General features: G+C 41.1%; 10 protein-coding genes. 2 read left to right on the forward strand and 8 right to left on the reverse strand.

All coding sequences use genetic code 11. The features are described from left to right. Positions 1-12 precede the first annotated feature (12 nt). On the forward strand, positions 13-1305 hold the full coding sequence (locus BSAG_RS01685; protein ID WP_004296963.1) for a hemolysin family protein: 1293 nt from the start codon (positions 13-15) through the stop codon (positions 1303-1305). Between the two features lie 57 nt (positions 1306-1362). Next, a complete protein-coding gene (locus tag BSAG_RS01680) occupies positions 1363-1836 on the forward strand; it encodes a copper resistance protein NlpE N-terminal domain-containing protein (RefSeq protein ID WP_008021672.1) in 474 nt (157 codons plus the stop codon). A 161-nt stretch (positions 1837-1997) separates the two neighbouring features. Here BSAG_RS01680 and BSAG_RS01675 read toward each other — a convergent pair whose 3' ends face one another. The 8 genes from BSAG_RS01675 to BSAG_RS01640 all read right to left on the reverse strand — a co-directional run bounded on the left by BSAG_RS01675 (position 1998) and on the right by BSAG_RS01640 (position 17303). Next, positions 1998-3218, reverse strand: a complete 1221-nt coding sequence (locus tag BSAG_RS01675; RefSeq protein ID WP_004316016.1) for a glycoside hydrolase family 88 protein — start codon at positions 3216-3218, stop codon at positions 1998-2000. A gap of 66 nt (positions 3219-3284) precedes the next feature. After that, positions 3285-4934: a glycoside hydrolase 43 family protein gene (locus BSAG_RS01670; protein WP_004316017.1), complete on the reverse strand. Its 1650-nt coding sequence runs from the start codon at positions 4932-4934 to the stop codon at positions 3285-3287. Positions 4935-5183: 249 nt separating this feature from the next. Further along, positions 5184-6587, reverse strand: coding sequence for an alginate lyase family protein (locus BSAG_RS01665; RefSeq protein WP_004316018.1), 1404 nt, complete (start codon positions 6585-6587; stop codon positions 5184-5186). 5 nt (positions 6588-6592) lie between these two features. Next, positions 6593-8131, reverse strand: a complete 1539-nt coding sequence (locus BSAG_RS01660) for an Ig-like domain-containing protein (protein ID WP_004316019.1) — start codon at positions 8129-8131, stop codon at positions 6593-6595. A 31-nt stretch (positions 8132-8162) separates the two neighbouring features. After that, a complete protein-coding gene (locus BSAG_RS01655; protein WP_004316020.1) occupies positions 8163-9896 on the reverse strand; it encodes a RagB/SusD family nutrient uptake outer membrane protein in 1734 nt (577 codons plus the stop codon). A 3-nt stretch (positions 9897-9899) separates the two neighbouring features. Then, the gene (locus tag BSAG_RS01650) at positions 9900-13136 is read right to left on the reverse strand and encodes a SusC/RagA family TonB-linked outer membrane protein (RefSeq protein WP_008770882.1); all 3237 of its coding nucleotides are present in this window, start codon (positions 13134-13136) and stop codon (positions 9900-9902) included. Positions 13137-13268: 132 nt separating this feature from the next. After that, a complete protein-coding gene (locus tag BSAG_RS01645) occupies positions 13269-13784 on the reverse strand; it encodes an RNA polymerase sigma-70 factor (RefSeq protein ID WP_004316022.1) in 516 nt (171 codons plus the stop codon). A 690-nt stretch (positions 13785-14474) separates the two neighbouring features. Continuing rightward, on the reverse strand, positions 14475-17303 hold the full coding sequence (locus BSAG_RS01640; RefSeq protein WP_004316023.1) for a two-component regulator propeller domain-containing protein: 2829 nt from the start codon (positions 17301-17303) through the stop codon (positions 14475-14477). Between the last annotated feature and the right edge of the window lie 126 nt (positions 17304-17429).

A 17429-nucleotide genomic window follows, 5' to 3' on the forward strand; every position in this document is an offset into this window, starting at 1 on the left:
TTAAATCCATTTATGGAATTTCTTATCATACTTTTCTTACTTATACTGAATGGCATTTTTGCCATGTATGAAATTGCGTTGGTATCATCCAGCAAAGCACGTCTTGAAACACTTGTCGCAAAAGGCAACAAATCAGCCCGAGGAGTTTTAAAACAATTGGAAGAACCGGAAAAGTTCTTGTCTACCATTCAGATTGGTATCACGCTGATCGGTATCGTATCCGGTGCGTATGGTGGTGTGGCTATTGCCGACGACCTCGTACCTTTCTTTTCTCTCATTCCGGGCGCAGAAGCATACGCACGCAACCTGGCAATGATTACTACCGTAGCAATCATCACCTATCTTTCTCTGATTATCGGAGAGCTGGTTCCTAAATCCATTGCTCTTAGTAATCCGGAACGGTACGCCACTTTGTTCAGCCCGGTCATGATTCTGCTGACGAAGGTTTCTTATCCTTTTGTGTGGTTGCTAAGCGTCTCTACCCGGTTACTGAACAAACTTATCGGTCTGAAAAGCGAAGAACGCCCCATGACACAGGAGGAAATCAAAATGATCCTGCATCAAAGTTCGGAGCAGGGTGTGATTGACAAAGAGGAAACGGAAATGATACGCGACGTATTCCGTTTCTCTGATAAACGCGCCAACGAACTGATGACACATCGCAGAGATCTTATTATCCTTCATCCCGATGATACACAGGAAAAAGTGATGAAGATTATCGAAGAAGAACATTACAGCAAATATCTATTGGTAGACGAACGGAAAGATGAGATTATCGGTGTGGTTTCCGTAAAGGATATTATCCTGATGGTAGGCAACAAAAAGGTGTTTAACCTGCGCGAAATTGCCCGTCCTCCCCTCTTTATTCCGGAAAGTTTGTATGCAAATAAAGTTTTAGAGCTATTTAAGAAGAACAAAAACAAGTTCGGAGTTGTTGTTAACGAGTATGGCAGCACAGAAGGCATTATCACACTGCACGACCTGACCGAAAGTATCTTTGGAGACATCCTTGAAGAGGATGAAATGGAAGAAGAAGAAATCGTCACAAGGCAGGATGGTTCAATGCTGGTGGAAGCTTCAATGAATATCGACGACTTCATGGAGGAAATGGGTATCCTATCCTACGAAGATCTGGAATCGGAAGACTTCACCACTCTGGGTGGATTGGCCATGTTCCTGATTGGTCGCATCCCGAAAGCAGGAGACATCTTCACCTACAAGAATCTGCAATTCGAAGTGGTGGACATGGACCGCGGACGAGTAGACAAACTGCTTGTCATCAAACGGGACGATGAACAGGAATAGGATAGCAAAAAACGAGCAATAGCTCACTATATTTATATTAACTTAAAGCACTTAACGATGAAAAAAGTAATTATGTTAGCAGCAGTCGTAGCTGCTTTGGCATCATGCCAATCAAAAGCAAACAAAGCCGCAGAGGCACAAGCAGACAGTCTAGCTCTTGCGATGACTCCGATTACCGAATTGACTGAAGTTTATGAAGGTACTCTTCCTGCTGCCGACGGTCCGGGTATTGACTATGTACTGACCCTGAACGCTGCAACTGACGGTGTGGATACTGCGTATACACTGGATATGACTTACCTCGACGCTGAAGGTCAAGGACAAAACAAGACTTTCACTTCAAAAGGAAAACAACAAACAGTACACAAGGTTGTGAACAAAAAACCTGTTACTGCTGTTAAGTTAACTCCGAAGGATGGTGAAGCTCCGATGTATTTCGTGGTTGTTAACGACACCACTCTTCGTTTGGTGAACGATAGCTTGCAAGAAGCTGTCAGCGATCTGAATTATGACATCATCAAGGTAAAATAATAATAAGCCTAACCCTAACCAGTAAAAAAAGCTCTGCATAGAACCTTCGTTCTTGCAGAGCTTTTCCTTTTTTACACTATCACCTATTCTAATCGGACTATTCACTTTATTAGTTCTACCGATACTTTGATATTACCGTATTCATAAGCCCGGTAATACTGTTATCCCAATACCCCGTGTCCTTCTTGCAGACGTTTCAGCCTCAATAAGGCTTCGATATAATAATAATCTGCATAAATAATAGAAGCATCTATCTCGGAATGAGCCGGCCAATGTCCTACGCTATGAAGCAGGAAGGACGGTTTGCTCTTGCCACTCCGATAACTGTCAGAGTTCAGGCTTGCCAGCATTTCAATAGCTGCATCTTTATAACGTTTTCCGGTTCCATTCGGGAGGTAAGTGGATAGTTCAAGCAAAGCAGAGGCCACCACTGCCGCAGCAGAAGCGTCACGCGGAGCATCCGGTATTCCCGGGGCACTGAAGTCCCAATAAGGAACCTTGTCTTCCGGCAAACGTTCGAGATAGACATCTGTCACTTTCTGCGCGAAATCAAGATACTTAGGATCTTTCGTTTCACGATAAACTACCGTGTATCCATAGATTGCCCATGCCTGACCACGCGCCCACATGGTGCTGTCAGCATAACCTTGGTGGGTTACTCCTTTTATCAGATTACCTGTAATGGTGTCGTATACCGCTACATGGTAAGATGTATAGTCAGGACGGAACTGGCATTTCATCGTTTTATCGGCATGAGAAACGGCAATATCATATAAATAAGGATTTCCACCATTCTTCGCTGCCCAGAAAAGCATTTCGAGGTTAATCATGTTATCCATGATGGTATTGTGCGGCCAGTTGCGAGGTTCCACTTCACGAGGCCATGAAAGGATGGTTCCTACGATGGGATTGAACAGAGTAGCCAACGTATCGGCTGTATCAAGAATCACTTGTTTGTAAGCCGGATTCTTGGTCAGGCGGTAACCATTTCCGTAGCTACAGAACACGAGGAAGCCCAAATCATGGTCGAAAGCCGGAGTCCTGGAAAGGAACTCCAGAGAGTTCGTGAACTTCTCCGCTTCTTCCTGAATCTGTTTATCTTTCGTATATTCGTAATCATACCACAATACTCCGGGCCAGAAACCGGCACACCATTCTTCCTTCGTCGCTTTCCGACAATTCCAATGATGTTCGTCAGTCATGATATTACGTGGCATCATTGTATAGTCGATGCCGGAGTCTGTTTTCAGTTCCGCAAGCGTACGTTGTGTCTGCTCTGCACAATAGTCCAATGCCTTATTCACATCCAATGTACCGGACGGCTGATGAACACACGTACAGAAACCTAACATCACAGCCAAACCTACTACAATCTTTTTCATCTTAATCTGATATCTTCGAGTTAATTCTTAATCTTTATTTCTCTTTGTCAATTATTGATTGGTCAATTACTTATTCATCCGAAACCAATCGACATCTGCCCATCCCCGATTGCCTTCATTCGGAGTCACACAGAATAGTCCGACTTTGGCTCCAATCCATTTGCCCTGACGGGCTGTGAAAGACTCTCCTACTGTCGTATATTTCTTCCCGTCCAGACTATAAGCAAATGTACAAACGGCTCCTTTACGAACCTTTACTTGCAAGTAAACAGTTTGCCATTCATTATCTGCTACTCCCGGCATCTTCAAATATTTTACCGGAATGTTTGCCAATTCTTTTATCTGTTCAGGATTTTGCTGTTCCGCATCCTTACAAACTGCCTGTTGCAGAATAAACTGATCGCCCGCCTTGCGAATAGAAAGATAACTATAATCCCATCCCATCACAATAATTCCGGTTTGTTCTCCATCCTGCTTGGCAGTAAATGTCAGCTTGGTCGTAGCTGTAAATTCTTCAGCCGGGAACTTTTGCATCAACAGATTAGGAACTTCCCAGAAGTTCACAAACTCTTTCGAGAGGCTGCCTGCATAAAGACGGATAAATCCCAAATCGGTAGTAAACCCGTAAGTGTCTTTTTTATTGGCATGCCATTGCCATTGTAATCCCAAATGCCGGGTATTGAATTCGTCACTCTCCGGCGGAGTAGCTACCGAATAGGTCTTTCCCACATTCGGTTTCTTATAAGTCGTTACAGGTTCACCGCAACCATCTTTATCCTTGTCCACTCCGATTACAGGCCAGTCATTTACCCACATCATCGGATTCAGATGAATCACACGTCCGTAAGCGCCTTTATCTTGAAAATGGACGAACCAGGATTCTCCTGTGTTGGTGTCTACCCAGCCACCCTGATGAGGTCCGTTTATCGTTGTCTTTCCTTGTGCCATCACGATTTTCGATTCGTAAGGGCCATAGATGTTCTTTGAGCGAAGTACCAATTGCCAACCGGCTGCGACACCTCCTGCCGGAGCAAAAATATAATAGTATCCGTTGCGTTTATAGAGCTTCGGTCCTTCTACAGTATGATTCTTTCCATCATTTCCGTCGAACACCATCACCGGATCGGAAATAACTTCTGTTCCTTCCGCATTCAGTTCGCAAATGACGAGGATACTGTTCACTCCACTACGGCTTCCGGCATAAGCATGTATCAGATATACTTTTCCGTCTTCGTCCCACAAAGGAGTTGCATCAATCATTCCTTTCCCTGCTTTCACCAATACCGGTTTGCTCCATTTTCCTTTCGGGTCTTTGGTTTTAATCATATAGATTCCATAATCCGGATCCCCCCAGTAAATATAAAATTCTCCGTTATGAAAACGAATGGCCGGTGCCCATACGCCTTTACCATGCTGTGCCTTATCGAAGAAAGGTTCCGGCTCCTGAACCGGTAACGCATAGTTTACTAACGACCAATTAACCAAATCATTGGAATGAAGAATAGGAATTCCAGGAATACAGTTAAAACTGGATGCTGTCATATAGAAATCATCTCCGGCCGCACAGATATCCGGGTCTGAATAGTCAGCATGAAGAACCGGGTTCTGATAAGTTCCATTCCCCTTATCAGCCACCCAGGTCTTAGAAATTTCTTGTGCGCCTGCCAATGAACTGCAAGCCATCATTCCTGCTAAAAACAGAATCTTTTTACGCATATACCTTACTAATCAATTTCATTCAAAACTAGATTCGTTATTCCTAAAAACAGGTTCTTTCTACCTTATATAAAAACCAAGCACTTTTAAAACTGAATCCTATCTCTGATTTCAAAACAATCTATTTACTGACCTATTTACTTATATATACGAAAGGGATTAGGTAAATACCTAATCCCTTTCCAACTTTTTTCTATTTATCTAAGATTATTGTAAAACAATCATGCTATATTACCAACAGCTTTTTCTTTACTCTTTTGCAAACATCAGGGTTCCGAAACCTAATTGGTCATAACCGCCGCTATTAGGTCCATAATCACCTGCCCCACCATCGGAATTTCCGCGTGATGCATTTTCACGCATTTTATCAACCCACATCTTAGCATAGATGCTTGATTTACCATAATCCTGCGCCAAACGATTCACCAGCTCCCACGCAGGACGCACTTCACCACGTGAATCCTTTCCCTCTCTTCTTTCCTGTGCAGAAATGGTATCCCAGCTTCCACTACAATTTGTATAAGTAGTATAAGGCAGATCATTATCTGTATACCTGAAACCGGTCATCTTCCAACTGGCACTTGAACTACCGGTTTCAGCACCACCGATATTGTATTTAGCCACATACTCACACATAGCCAATGCACGTCCGTCATCAAAGATGAAAAGGTCTTCACCTACATTCTTTGCCATCTGACAGAAAGCACCCAGCAGACTGACACACAAGGTAGCATGTCCCTGGTCACGACCTGATTCCTGACATTGTCCCAGCATTTCATTACTATCCGGATCTAAATGTATGAAAGGAACGCCATTTCCTATATTTCCCGAACCAATACCAAATTTGAAATATTGGATAGCTTCATTGATTTTAAAGTTATCATCCGCCAAAATACCGATAGAAAGTAAAGCTGTCATCGCAGATAAATCCCAATTGAGCCAATAATGAAGCGCACATTCATTTCCATTGTGCGTAGACAGGAATTTTGTGATATGAGGATAAAAGACATCTGCAATCCATGCTTTAAACTTAATGAAATCAGCTTCCTGCCATCCTGAATAAGAACGCATAATCTCCGCTGCATTTGCTATTTGATGTACCTGAATAAAAATCAAGAACTCGTTCGGATCTATAAATTCACCTTTATCATTCACGATAAATCCTGTACATGTTTTAGCCCAGTCATTCAAAATAGCAACAGCAGCATCTGCATACTGTGCACCGTCAGTCTCCGACAATTTCCATCGAAGGGCCAATTGATAGGCTGCGGCAGCGTCCTTCATCAACTTCGTGTAGTTATTCCAGTCATTGGGATATTTGCCTGCCCAATTATTTTGATCGAGACGCGCCAATAATTTCACCGGAGAAGCCTTATAATTTGATTGTGACAAGCTATTCCCACCACGACTTAAATGATCGAACGCATTTTTCCAAGGTTGCGCACCGGCTTGCACTTTTCCTTTTACAAACTCAAAATCCGTTTCTGTATGAAGCATACAAGGATGTTCCAAAGTCGTAACATAATCCTTCACTTCCGGCCAACTACTCATATCATTAGAGCCGTCTTCTATTTCGCTACATGCTAAAAGCGTGGTAGAAGTCAGGGCAAAAAGCCCTGCTCCTATTATTGTATATAATTTCATCTTATTCATGGTAGTTATTCGTTAGTATTGTTTTCACTATCTACAAAAGCTTGAAGTTCCTCTATGGATTTGAAAGAACGAATCCAGTAAAGATCATAAGTCTGAGCTGTTTCCGGGAAATCAGCAATTACAAACTTACATTGCGACAAATCAAAGACCTGATTCCAATCTGTAGGAGTCACTGTTTTATATCTTGCCTGCAAATCATAATACAACACATTAGGTTTTGTAATTGATATTTCACTTGTACCCAAAATGGCATACCTGTTATTTGCATCTCCAGCCGTACCCCAATATTCAGGACCAATTTTCTTAATGCCATCATCAAAAACTTCAAGTTTGATACAGCCCTGACTATTATTTCCAACATGTAATTGAGACTTAAATCCAATTTTAACAGCAAGATATCTATATTCAGCAGGAGTTATATTAACAACTTTTCCCTTACCGCTTCTCGCAAGCCATAAATCACCACGATACTTAACCTTACTATCAGGTCCACCCATCTGAACAGTGGTCTTATTTCCGTCAGATGAAACGACAGACGCATTGTTGCCATCCAAATACCAATTATTATCCAGTCCGTTACCCAAACCATTACCTAATGAATACCAGAAACGTCCATCGGCAACTGTGACAGTTACATTTTGTACAACAGGGCCATAAGAAGCTGTTATCACAGCAGAAGCGGCCTTAGTAGTATGTACTTTCAATTTACCAGTCTTATCCACACTAATCACCTCCGGATTATCACTCGTCCAAGTCAGCAGCGAAGCAGTAGCATCTACCGGTTCCAATGTGTACTTAATCTGATATTCCTGTCCATATCCCAATTGATTAAGTTCCGCATCTTCAGTAAACGTCATTCCGGTAATTGGAGTTACTATCTTAACCCCTATCTCGCAACTTGCAGACACCGGATTCGAACTGAAATCATCAGCCGTCACTATAATAGTCGCATCCCCTTTGCTGATTCCGGTCACCAAACCTGTCTTTTCATCCACCGTAGCTACTTCCGGGTTACTACTTGTCCATTTATAACGCTTGAACGTAGTAGTTGCCGGTTCTGAAGAAACAGTTAATTGATATTCATCGCCTGCCGCAATCTCTTCTGCCGGAACATTCGTTATATTGATGGCTGACATATAGGTATATTCGTCCATAACTTCAACTGTTCTAGTGACGATCGTAGCTTCCGGACCGAAACCGATTTCCGGCGTTAATGTAATAATAGCTTTTCCTGCTTTATCCTTAGTCACGACCTTACCTTCCCGTGTAACAGCAACAATAGATTCATCCGACGAAGTCCATTGCACATTAGCATTGGTTGCATTTTCAGGTGCAATACTCCAAGAGAGTTGCAGTTCTTTGTTCTTCAGCAGACAAATTGTTTTATTCCCTGCATCATATTGAGTTTCGTTAAGAGTAATGGTGGACACTGTAATCATTTCGTCCATCTTTCCTCCTAAATCCTTATCATCATCACATGAAGTCAGACCTAAAAACGAACAAGCCGCCAGTCCAACAAAATATTTTATATAATCTCTTTTCATGATTCTTATTCTTTAAGTTATTCAGACTTGATTATTGCCATCCCGGATTCTGTCCCAAATTCGGATTCAACTGACACTGATCTACCGGAAGCGGATACAGGTCATTTTTACCACCCCAGCGCCGACTATTTTCCAAGATCAAACAGCCATCGGAGTCTTTTGCCATATTAGAAGCGCCAGCCCATGAAGTCGCAAAATCAGTTCCTGTCCATTTCACTCCTAGAATAGGTTTAGGCATCTCTACAATAGCAGTATTCCAACGCTTCAAATCATCAACTCGGAAACCTTCATTGTACAATTCGATGGTACGTTCACGACGGATTTCCTCTCGCATATTCAAACTGTTTTCTGAAGCAAAAGACGTAGTCAGTTTAGGCATATCCGGGTTTACACGGAGACGAACCAAATTCAACGAGATATTCAAAGCATCATCCAAAGCTTTGCCGGTGGTTCCCAACTCATACATAGCTTCTGCATAATTCAATAAAACTTCTGCATAACGAATAATCGGAAAGTCGTAACCTTCAAATGTATCAGCCACCTTACGTTCCGTACCCCATTTTTGGTTTTGATAACCGGAACCTTGGAATACATTACATATAATGGCATTGGTTGCATCTTCCCCATCCATACCTTTCCAGTCAATACGCGGTTTGTCGTTATCCCAATATTTAGTGCCATGAGCCAGAAGACAGTTCTTCATGCGATTATCACGATTTTCAAATTCCGTAGTCAGACCTCCATAACCTTTAAAGAGGTCAGCACTCTTGGCATGGTCAATAGGTAGCCCATTGCTACAAAGATACATATTCACAAATTTACGATTAATATATTGCACATTCGCTACACAACCATGTGTGATATTAGTCCCGATCGGAGCAATCGTTTCATCATGACGGCGATAGAATATATATTCTTTATTGGCACTCTTAGTCAGATTCGCAGGATTAGACTGTACATTCTCTAAAATGAACAGGTATTTATAAGCCATCTCTCCCAATGCTGCTGGTTTGAATAGCTCGAATTGCTTACTGTCGATAACTTTTTTCGCCGCATCCGCTGCAATACTCAACAATGCTTTACCACGTTCTTCGTTATTGCGGTTTTGTTGCCATGTGCCTTCATATAAAGCGACACGTGAAAGGAATGCATAAGCTCCCCATTTTGAGATACGCCCTTCATCGTCTGTCGTAATTGTTTCCGGCAATACTTCAGCCGCATCCTTCAAATCCTGAATCACGAAGTCAATCACTTCGCTACGGTCATTGCGGCTCATGCGTAACTCGGGTGAAGTAATATCCAACGGTTCTTTAGTGATAATCACATTGCCAAACAATTGCACCAAATCAAAATAAGAATAAGCACGGAAGAACTTCGCTTCTGCTACATAGCGACTAATATCACCGTTACCGGAAAAAGACGCCGCTTTTTGCAGCAACAAATTGCAACGGCGGATATGGGCATAATTGCTGGTATAGTTACCGTCTGAAGTAGGAATCGGATTACTACCATTGCTGTACATATTTACAGAACTGGAAGTCATCAAGTCCGAACGCCAGTCAGAATGTGCACCATCAGAAATTACCGATGTAAAATCACGAGTCCAACCATAGAAATTAGTTGCAAAATATTTAAAATCATCTGCTGCCCCCCATAAGTTGCCATCTGCCAGTTGGTCCTGCGGATCAAGATCCAGACACGAATTCAGTGTCAGACCAAGCGATAAAATTAAAAGAGCTTTCTTATATAGTTTCATATTCTTCATACATTAAAAAGTTAGATTTAATCCGAAAGTCACTGTACGGACAAAGGGGAAACGTCCTGCTGCTGATACCTTACGGCTAGCCTCCGGATCCCATCCGTCGTTAATTTTAGAATATTCCCAAAGATCAGCACCTGCTACATATACACGACAAGAACTAATTGCTTTCGTTTTAGCTAAAAAGGCAGAAGGTACATTGTATCCCAATGTCACATTTTTCAGACGAATGTAAGAACCATCTTCCACTGACCAGGAAGAAGCCTGATAGTTGTAGTCATTGATTTCATTCTTATTACTATATGTCGGATAATAAGCACCCCGGTTCTCCGGACTCCACGTGTTACCTACCGATTGATTCGAAGTGTTCAGATATAATGCTTTCATCGGTATACGCCAAATCTCATTACCGTTATTATCTCCCGTACGGAAGATTGTACGTTGAGCAGCACCCTGGAAAACCAATGATAAATCAAATCCCTTCCATTCTGCTCCTACATTAAAAGAGAAAGAGATTTTCGGATCATCTGTACCTAAATAAACAATATCATTCTGATCCAGTTTGCCGTCATTATTTACGTCAGCATACATATTATCTCCCAAACGGAAGTTTTGTTCTGTCAATCCGATAGTATTACCAGTCAGGAAGCGATATAGATATTTTTGACGTTCTTCTTCTGTCTGTGCTTTGCCGGCATAACGCAAACCAAAAATACTATTCAACGGATAACCTTGCTGTTTATCAACAAAACCGGATTTCAGAACTGAAACTGCACCAATATCCGTCAGTTTATTCGTATTAAAAGAATAAGTACCTCCTACATGATAAGTGAAGTCTTTTCCAATCTTATCAGACCAGTTTACCATGACTTCCCATCCATGTGATCTGAATTTTCCATTGTTTGACATACCTGCGTTATCACCCAGAACTCCCGGATAAGAAACATTAATCAACATATTATCATTACGTTTCATGTATACTTCGGCAGTACCTGTCAGACGGGAATTAAACAAAGAGAAATCCAATCCTAAATTATAGTTCTTAATGCGTTCCCATTCACGTCCCAGAGAAGCGATTTTACCATTCGTATCTATGATAGTACCTTTGTTAGGACCGATGTAAGCTCCGCTTTGAGATTCAAATTTATAGAATTGTGTACCATCATATCGATCAATACCACTCTGGTTACCAACTTCACCATAAGAAAGACGGATTTTCAAATCATTCAACCATTTGATGTTCTTCATAAACGCCTCTTCCGTAATACGCCATCCACCGGATATTCCATAAAAGAAGTCCCAGCGATTTTCCGGCTTAAACTTGGAAGAACCATCATAACGCATATTTACTTCCAATAAGTATTTTGACTTATAATTATAGTTTAAACGAGAATAGTAGGACATCACAGCCTCATGCCACTTCGTACCATGTTTATCTGTCAGATTTACCAAACCTGCCCCATTTACAGTTTCCAACGAGTTCTGTATATCTTTCACTGATACACCAAAATAATCGTATTCTTTCAATTCATATTGAGCACCAACCATTGCACTTACATTATGATGCTGCGCAAATGTATTATGATAATCAACATAACCTGCCATAGAATAGAAGTCTGTACGCGAACTTGTTTTCTCGTAAGACGACTCTTCCTGTTTGTAACCGTCGGCCTTGGTGTTTATCTTGGTTCCCGCATAATTATATGAAGTAATAGCCATCTTCTTTATATCACGTGAAGCTACTCCGGAGTTATAACCAAGATTTGCTACTACATCCAGATGTTTATTAATATTGTAAGTGAATTTCTCACTGATATTAATTTCAGATACTTTCAGTTTATTATCTCCACCCAGTTCGGCAAACCAAATCGGTGACAACCAAGTTCCCCACGAATAAGGTTTTCCATCAATCGTAGAAGCCGGAAGTCCCGGTTGCGGATAACTGGAAGTCAATGTTCTATTCAGTTGTGAAGGAGCCACCTGATCCTGACGGTTATAGGCTATCACAGATTCAATAGAAAAGTTATCAAAGACTTTCAGTTTATTAGTCAAACGAAGATTGAAACGCTGATTGTTATTATTTCCCCACTTCAAGTTACTGTCATCATACATATACCCTACGGACAAGCGATATAAATTCTTTTCTGTACCTCCGGAAACAGCTAAGTCATGTTGCGTAGAATAAGAATTGCCGAACAACACGTCTTGCCAGTTGGTATCCATGAACACGAAATCCATTACATCTGAATAGCTGGGAGCGAAAGGATTTGCACTGTGATCCAAATCAATGTATTTACCTTCATTAGCCAATGCCATTTTCGCATATTTCACCCATGAGTAAGAATCCGGCTGACCATCGTTCTGACAAGTCTGTAACACTGCATTCGCCCACTCGTTCATAGTCATCAGCTCCGGCTGCAATCCCACCATCTTGTAAGTGTATGAACCGCTATATTCTATTCTCGCTTTTCCTTCCTTTGCCTGCTTAGTGGTTACCAATACCACACCACCTGCAGCCCGGGAACCATAAATAGCAGCCGATGCATCTTTCAGAAAATTGATAGACTGAATATCAGAAGGGTTGATATTACGCAGTGCATTTACACCATCATAAGCAACTCCGTCAATAACGATCAATGGCTCCGCATTATTTGCAGAAACAGAACCACGCAATTTCAAGCCCCAGCTCTCATCTCCCGGAGCTGCCGAATTGCGAGTGATCGTAACACCCGGAACCTGACCTTGCATTGCCTGTAACGGACTTGACATCGTTCCTTTATTCTTCAACATTTTATCAGATACCACTGTTACAGCACCAGTCAATGTCTCCTTCTTTTGTGAACCGTATCCCACTACCACAACTTCGTCCAATACTTCGCTATCTTCCTGCAATTTTACATTTATCACAGTTTGTGCAGCCACATCTATAATTTGATCCTTATAACCAATATAGCTGAATTTCAACTTAGCTCCAGCAGGTACACCAATCGTATAATTTCCGTCAATATCCGTAATAGTTCCTTCTGTTCCTCCTATTACAGTAATATTCACACCAATCAATGGTTCGCCTGTTGCATCAACGACTTGACCTTTCACTTTCTTTTGAGCCTGTGCCACTACTTGACTATCTTTCATGTTTGTATCGGCCCACGCCTTTGAAACAGGACAAAGTCCCAGCATTAATCCTAACGCAAACACCGCTGTTTTGTTAGGTCGCGAATTAAATATTAATCCTCTTCGTTTCATAAAATTAAATTTGAGGTTTAAAAATAGTATTAAATTTTTGTTCTCTAAAATAAGGTGAGGTGTACAAGTACCTCTTTGTAAATTCTGACTCCTTTTCCATAAGCACAAAGGGTTATTTATTAATGAATAAGATTATATACAATTCCGGAAAAACTCGCGCATTTCACGACGTCCCAGAAACAGATGGTTTTCCACCGTCCTGCAGCTTAGATTCAGTTCATTTGCGATTTCCGGAGACGTTTTATTTTCGAAGCGGTTCAATGTATAAATTAACCGACGTTGTTCGGGCATAGCAGCCAAGCGAGTCCGTTCCATTGTCATTAAATCATCACCGATAATTTTTTCTTCGGTTTCATTGGTAGAAGTGGACATAGTATCATAGATGTAGCTGTCTATCTCCTGTTTCTTATAATAACGACGGATATAGTCGATTACAATATTGCGGGCAATGGTGAACAAGAAATATTTCACAGTGTCCGGACGGAGCATTTGCTTGTAGTCCAGCAGACGTACAAATACATCCTGGGTTAAATCCTCCGCTTCGTAGCGATGAGTGATACGATAAGCAATATAGGTAAGAATCACCTGATAATATTCTTCATAAGAACGGGTGATAATGTTGTCGGAAGTGTTAGCTGTTGTCTCCATAATACTATCTTTTTCGGTTTTGATCACGATGCAAATATAGAGGTGATTTTGGATATAACAGCCAGAAAATAAAGCAGATCAATCTCAATGAATCTAGGTAGACTCATTTAAATATACAACTCTAATTATCAACATATTACGTTTGTAAAAAAGAGAGTATCACTTTATAAAATGAGACTCAAATCACTCAAATCAACGTATCTTTGCTCCACTTACGCTCGTTTGCTCCCATCCTCTTCCCCTCTTCAATTTTATTATTTGATCGTTTCATTGTCACATCAAAGCTATTAATGAAGTACGAACATTAATAGATAAGTTCCGTTTCATTAAAGATAAACTTGCTTTGCACTTATTGCAAAGTTACGTTTGATTAAGGGTAAACTATAAATGAAAGCTTCAATTATATAATTGCAAGCTTTGTTTTTATAAACGCAAGTTGCATTTATAAAAACAAAGCTTGCGTTTATAGATTACTCCCTATAAAAAACAACTTTGCAATAGGACCAAAAGAAGTTTGTATAAGGAGAAGAAGAACTTATCTATTAATAGATTACGAGAAAAAGACTAGTAAAAGGAAAATCCACTTGGTGAAGGGAGGTCCTTCACCCTCTAACCCCGATGAATAGGACGGTGTGAAGGGTGAAAGGGATATGAGTATAAAATAGATTTCAGTGATAATAAGTCGAAAAGTTACTCTTCTTTGGCTGTTCCACCTATACTACGAATATATTCATTCGGAGTGACTCCCGTACTCTTTTTGAATGAACGGAAAAAAGAAGCACGAGAACTGAAGCCGCAAAGTTCTGCCAGTGCAGTTAATGTATAGCGGGAATATTGACTATCCACCACCATTTTCTTGAATTGAGTGACGCGGTATTCGTTTATAAAATCATAATAAGACTGATTGAGATATTGATTCAAAAGATACGATAATGAATGCGAAGAAGTATCCAGAGCAGAAGCCAGGTCGCCCATTTTCAAATCAGGATTAATATATGGCTTTTCTTTCTCCACATAAGCAACCAGTTTCTTATGGAGCTCTTTACATTCTTCTTCAGTCAACCTGTTAGTTTTATACTTTTCTTCGGTTGCAGCGATAGAAGACTCTTCAGAAATCACTTCCGCTTGTTCTATCGTTTGGTCTTTCTGCTGTGTATTCTCTATGGATGCGGAGATTGCCGATGCAGGAGAAGTAAGCAGGCGGCGCATACGATTCCACACATAATATCGTATAAAAGCAATAATGCCTACAACTAATAAAACAGAAAGTGCCCATCCCCACCAAGGTATCATAGGACGCACCGTCACTTGATAAACAGCTTCCGACTGTTCATTTCCCGGAAGGCGCACACGGAACGTATAAGTTCCGGAAGATAATCCATAATAGGAAACCTCATTCTGCGCAGCCAATAGTTTCCAGTCTTTATCCACTCCTTCCAACTGATATTCGTACAATAGAGCAGAAGGCAGACCATAAGCAAAATCCGTAAAGCAGAAAGTCAGATTATTCTGATTATATTTTAAAGACGGGTTGGTAAAAGAAATGCCATTAGCCAATATATCCGTAAACACAATCGGACGGACTTTACCACGCACTTCATCCACCCGCTTCGGATCGACATAAATCAAACCTTTGGTGTTGCCGAACCATAATATTCCTTTTTCATCTTTATAAGCAGCCCCATTCGTAAAAGTGGGTCCCGGTACTCCATCATTGAAAGTGAAGGCATCGTACTCTTCTCCTTCTTCCTTTATTCGTAACAATCCATCATTGCAAGCCACCCACAACCAACCCTGGTTATCTTCCACAATCGACATCAGCGAATTGTCAGGAAGCGTGGAAAAGACGGAACGGTTCCGAAAACGATCCATCGTTAAAGTAGAGGTAAACAGACTTCCCTTTTCACGAATAAAATAAAGGTTGTGTCCTGTATCTTCATAAATGGTACGCACCTTATCCCTATGCACAAATCCTTCAGGGAACACATTCGATCGTAAACTTTGAGAAGCAGGATCATATATACACATACCGGTTTCCGTGGCAATCCATCCTTTGCCGGTAGAGTCAAAACTAACTTCATAAACGTTACCTTCCGGCAATTGGGAATTGGCGCTGGTAAAGTGTTTGATCTGCTTTGCCTGTCTATTATAACAGAACAATCCCTGTGAAGTGCCTATCCAGAGATTTCCTTTCTCATCCGGTCGCACACAAAAGATATGTCCTTTCTGAAACAGCTCTGTATCTCCTCCCCGGGCAAAATATTCAAGAGATAACGTCTCCGGATTCAACACCATCATACCTCCGCCATACGTACCGATATAATATTCGCCTTCATAAAAACAGATTGTCAATATCAAATCCGAAGTCAAAACAGGTTTCACAAAACTCTTTACGACTCCGGTAGCTTCATTTATATAATACAAGCCGTCACGTGAACCGATGACTTTTTCGTGTCCTCTGTTGACAAAAGAACGAATAGAAAGATTGGCAGAGTTAAACAGAGGAGGATAAGCATAAGTTTGGAAAAGACCATTCTGATAAAGTGAGTAATCCAAACCTGCCTGAAAGTGCCCCACCCAAACAGCACCTCTGTCATCCACCAATAGTGAATAAATGGAATTACTGCGAATACCTTCTTTATCACTTACATCGTGACAAAAACGACGTGCCACTTGTTGGGCTTTATGTGAAAGGAAATGAACGCCATTACCATCTGTTGCAATGTATACTGTCTCCTTTCCATCACTGGATATGTCGGAAATGACATCACAGCCTAAAGACACCGTATGCGAAAAGCTCTTTTTGTTTATATCGAAACGAACTACTCCCTGGCTCATTGTACCTAGATAAAGGGTTTCTCCAATACGAGTCAGGCAGCGGAAATAATCGGCCTCGGGAACATTCTCCTGGAAATGCCAGGAATCAATCTTACCATCTTTCAATGAATAAGAGAATAAACCTTGCACTGTAGCCAGCCATAACGCACTTTTATCTTCATTCAGACAGAGATCCATAATTCGATTACAAGCAGCCAGCATATTCCGGTCGGTCAATACTTGGAGCAATTGCCCGTCCTTTTGGATGAACAATCCTTTCTCCGTACCGATATAGAGAATATCTCCATCCGGAAGTAAGGTATTTACAGCAAAATCTATCTTTTCGGGAACAATTCTCTCCAGCTGGCCGTTTGCACGATTCAGACGCCAAAGTCCGATACCGTTTCCCACCCAAAGCTGATTGTCGGCTGTTTCCGTGATGCAGTTCACCCGTTTCTTCCTTCCGGAATCCACGCCTCGAAATTCATAATGGCGAACTTTCACACCATCAAAACGATCGAGACAATTATCTGTTCCTAGCCAGACAAAACCTTCCGAGTCTTTATAAATGGCGTTCACCAATAGCCCGGACAGTCCATCGGACATGACTACATTACGAAATGTATAATTCTGGGCTTGCAGATTTACACCACAAACCAAGTATATGATTAAAAGAATCAGATATTTAATCGTGTTCTTCACTTACAACCGCTTCCTTTCATATTAAACATGTGACAAACATACATAAAAATCTCCAAAAGAGCACATTCCTTTATACAAAAAAATAGTCCCTTCGTATTTGTTATATATGGAAAACAAATACGAAGG

Source organism: Bacteroides sp. D1 (assembly GCF_000157095.2).
Lineage (GTDB): Bacteria > Bacteroidota > Bacteroidia > Bacteroidales > Bacteroidaceae > Bacteroides > Bacteroides xylanisolvens.

Bases quoted from the DNA above. Each gene is read 5' to 3' on its own strand.
- BSAG_RS01685 (WP_004296963.1), top strand. From the start codon at position 13: ATGGAATTTCTTATCATACTTTTCTTACTTATACTGAATGGCATTTTT.
- BSAG_RS01680 (WP_008021672.1), top strand. From the start codon at position 1,363: ATGAAAAAAGTAATTATGTTAGCAGCAGTCGTAGCTGCTTTGGCATCA.
- BSAG_RS01675 (WP_004316016.1), bottom strand. From the start codon at position 3,218: ATGAAAAAGATTGTAGTAGGTTTGGCTGTGATGTTAGGTTTCTGTACG.
- BSAG_RS01670 (WP_004316017.1), bottom strand. From the start codon at position 4,934: ATGCGTAAAAAGATTCTGTTTTTAGCAGGAATGATGGCTTGCAGTTCA.
- BSAG_RS01665 (WP_004316018.1), bottom strand. From the start codon at position 6,587: ATGAATAAGATGAAATTATATACAATAATAGGAGCAGGGCTTTTTGCC.
- BSAG_RS01660 (WP_004316019.1), bottom strand. From the start codon at position 8,131: ATGAAAAGAGATTATATAAAATATTTTGTTGGACTGGCGGCTTGTTCG.
- BSAG_RS01655 (WP_004316020.1), bottom strand. From the start codon at position 9,896: ATGAAGAATATGAAACTATATAAGAAAGCTCTTTTAATTTTATCGCTT.
- BSAG_RS01650 (WP_008770882.1), bottom strand. From the start codon at position 13,136: ATGAAACGAAGAGGATTAATATTTAATTCGCGACCTAACAAAACAGCG.
- BSAG_RS01645 (WP_004316022.1), bottom strand. From the start codon at position 13,784: ATGGAGACAACAGCTAACACTTCCGACAACATTATCACCCGTTCTTAT.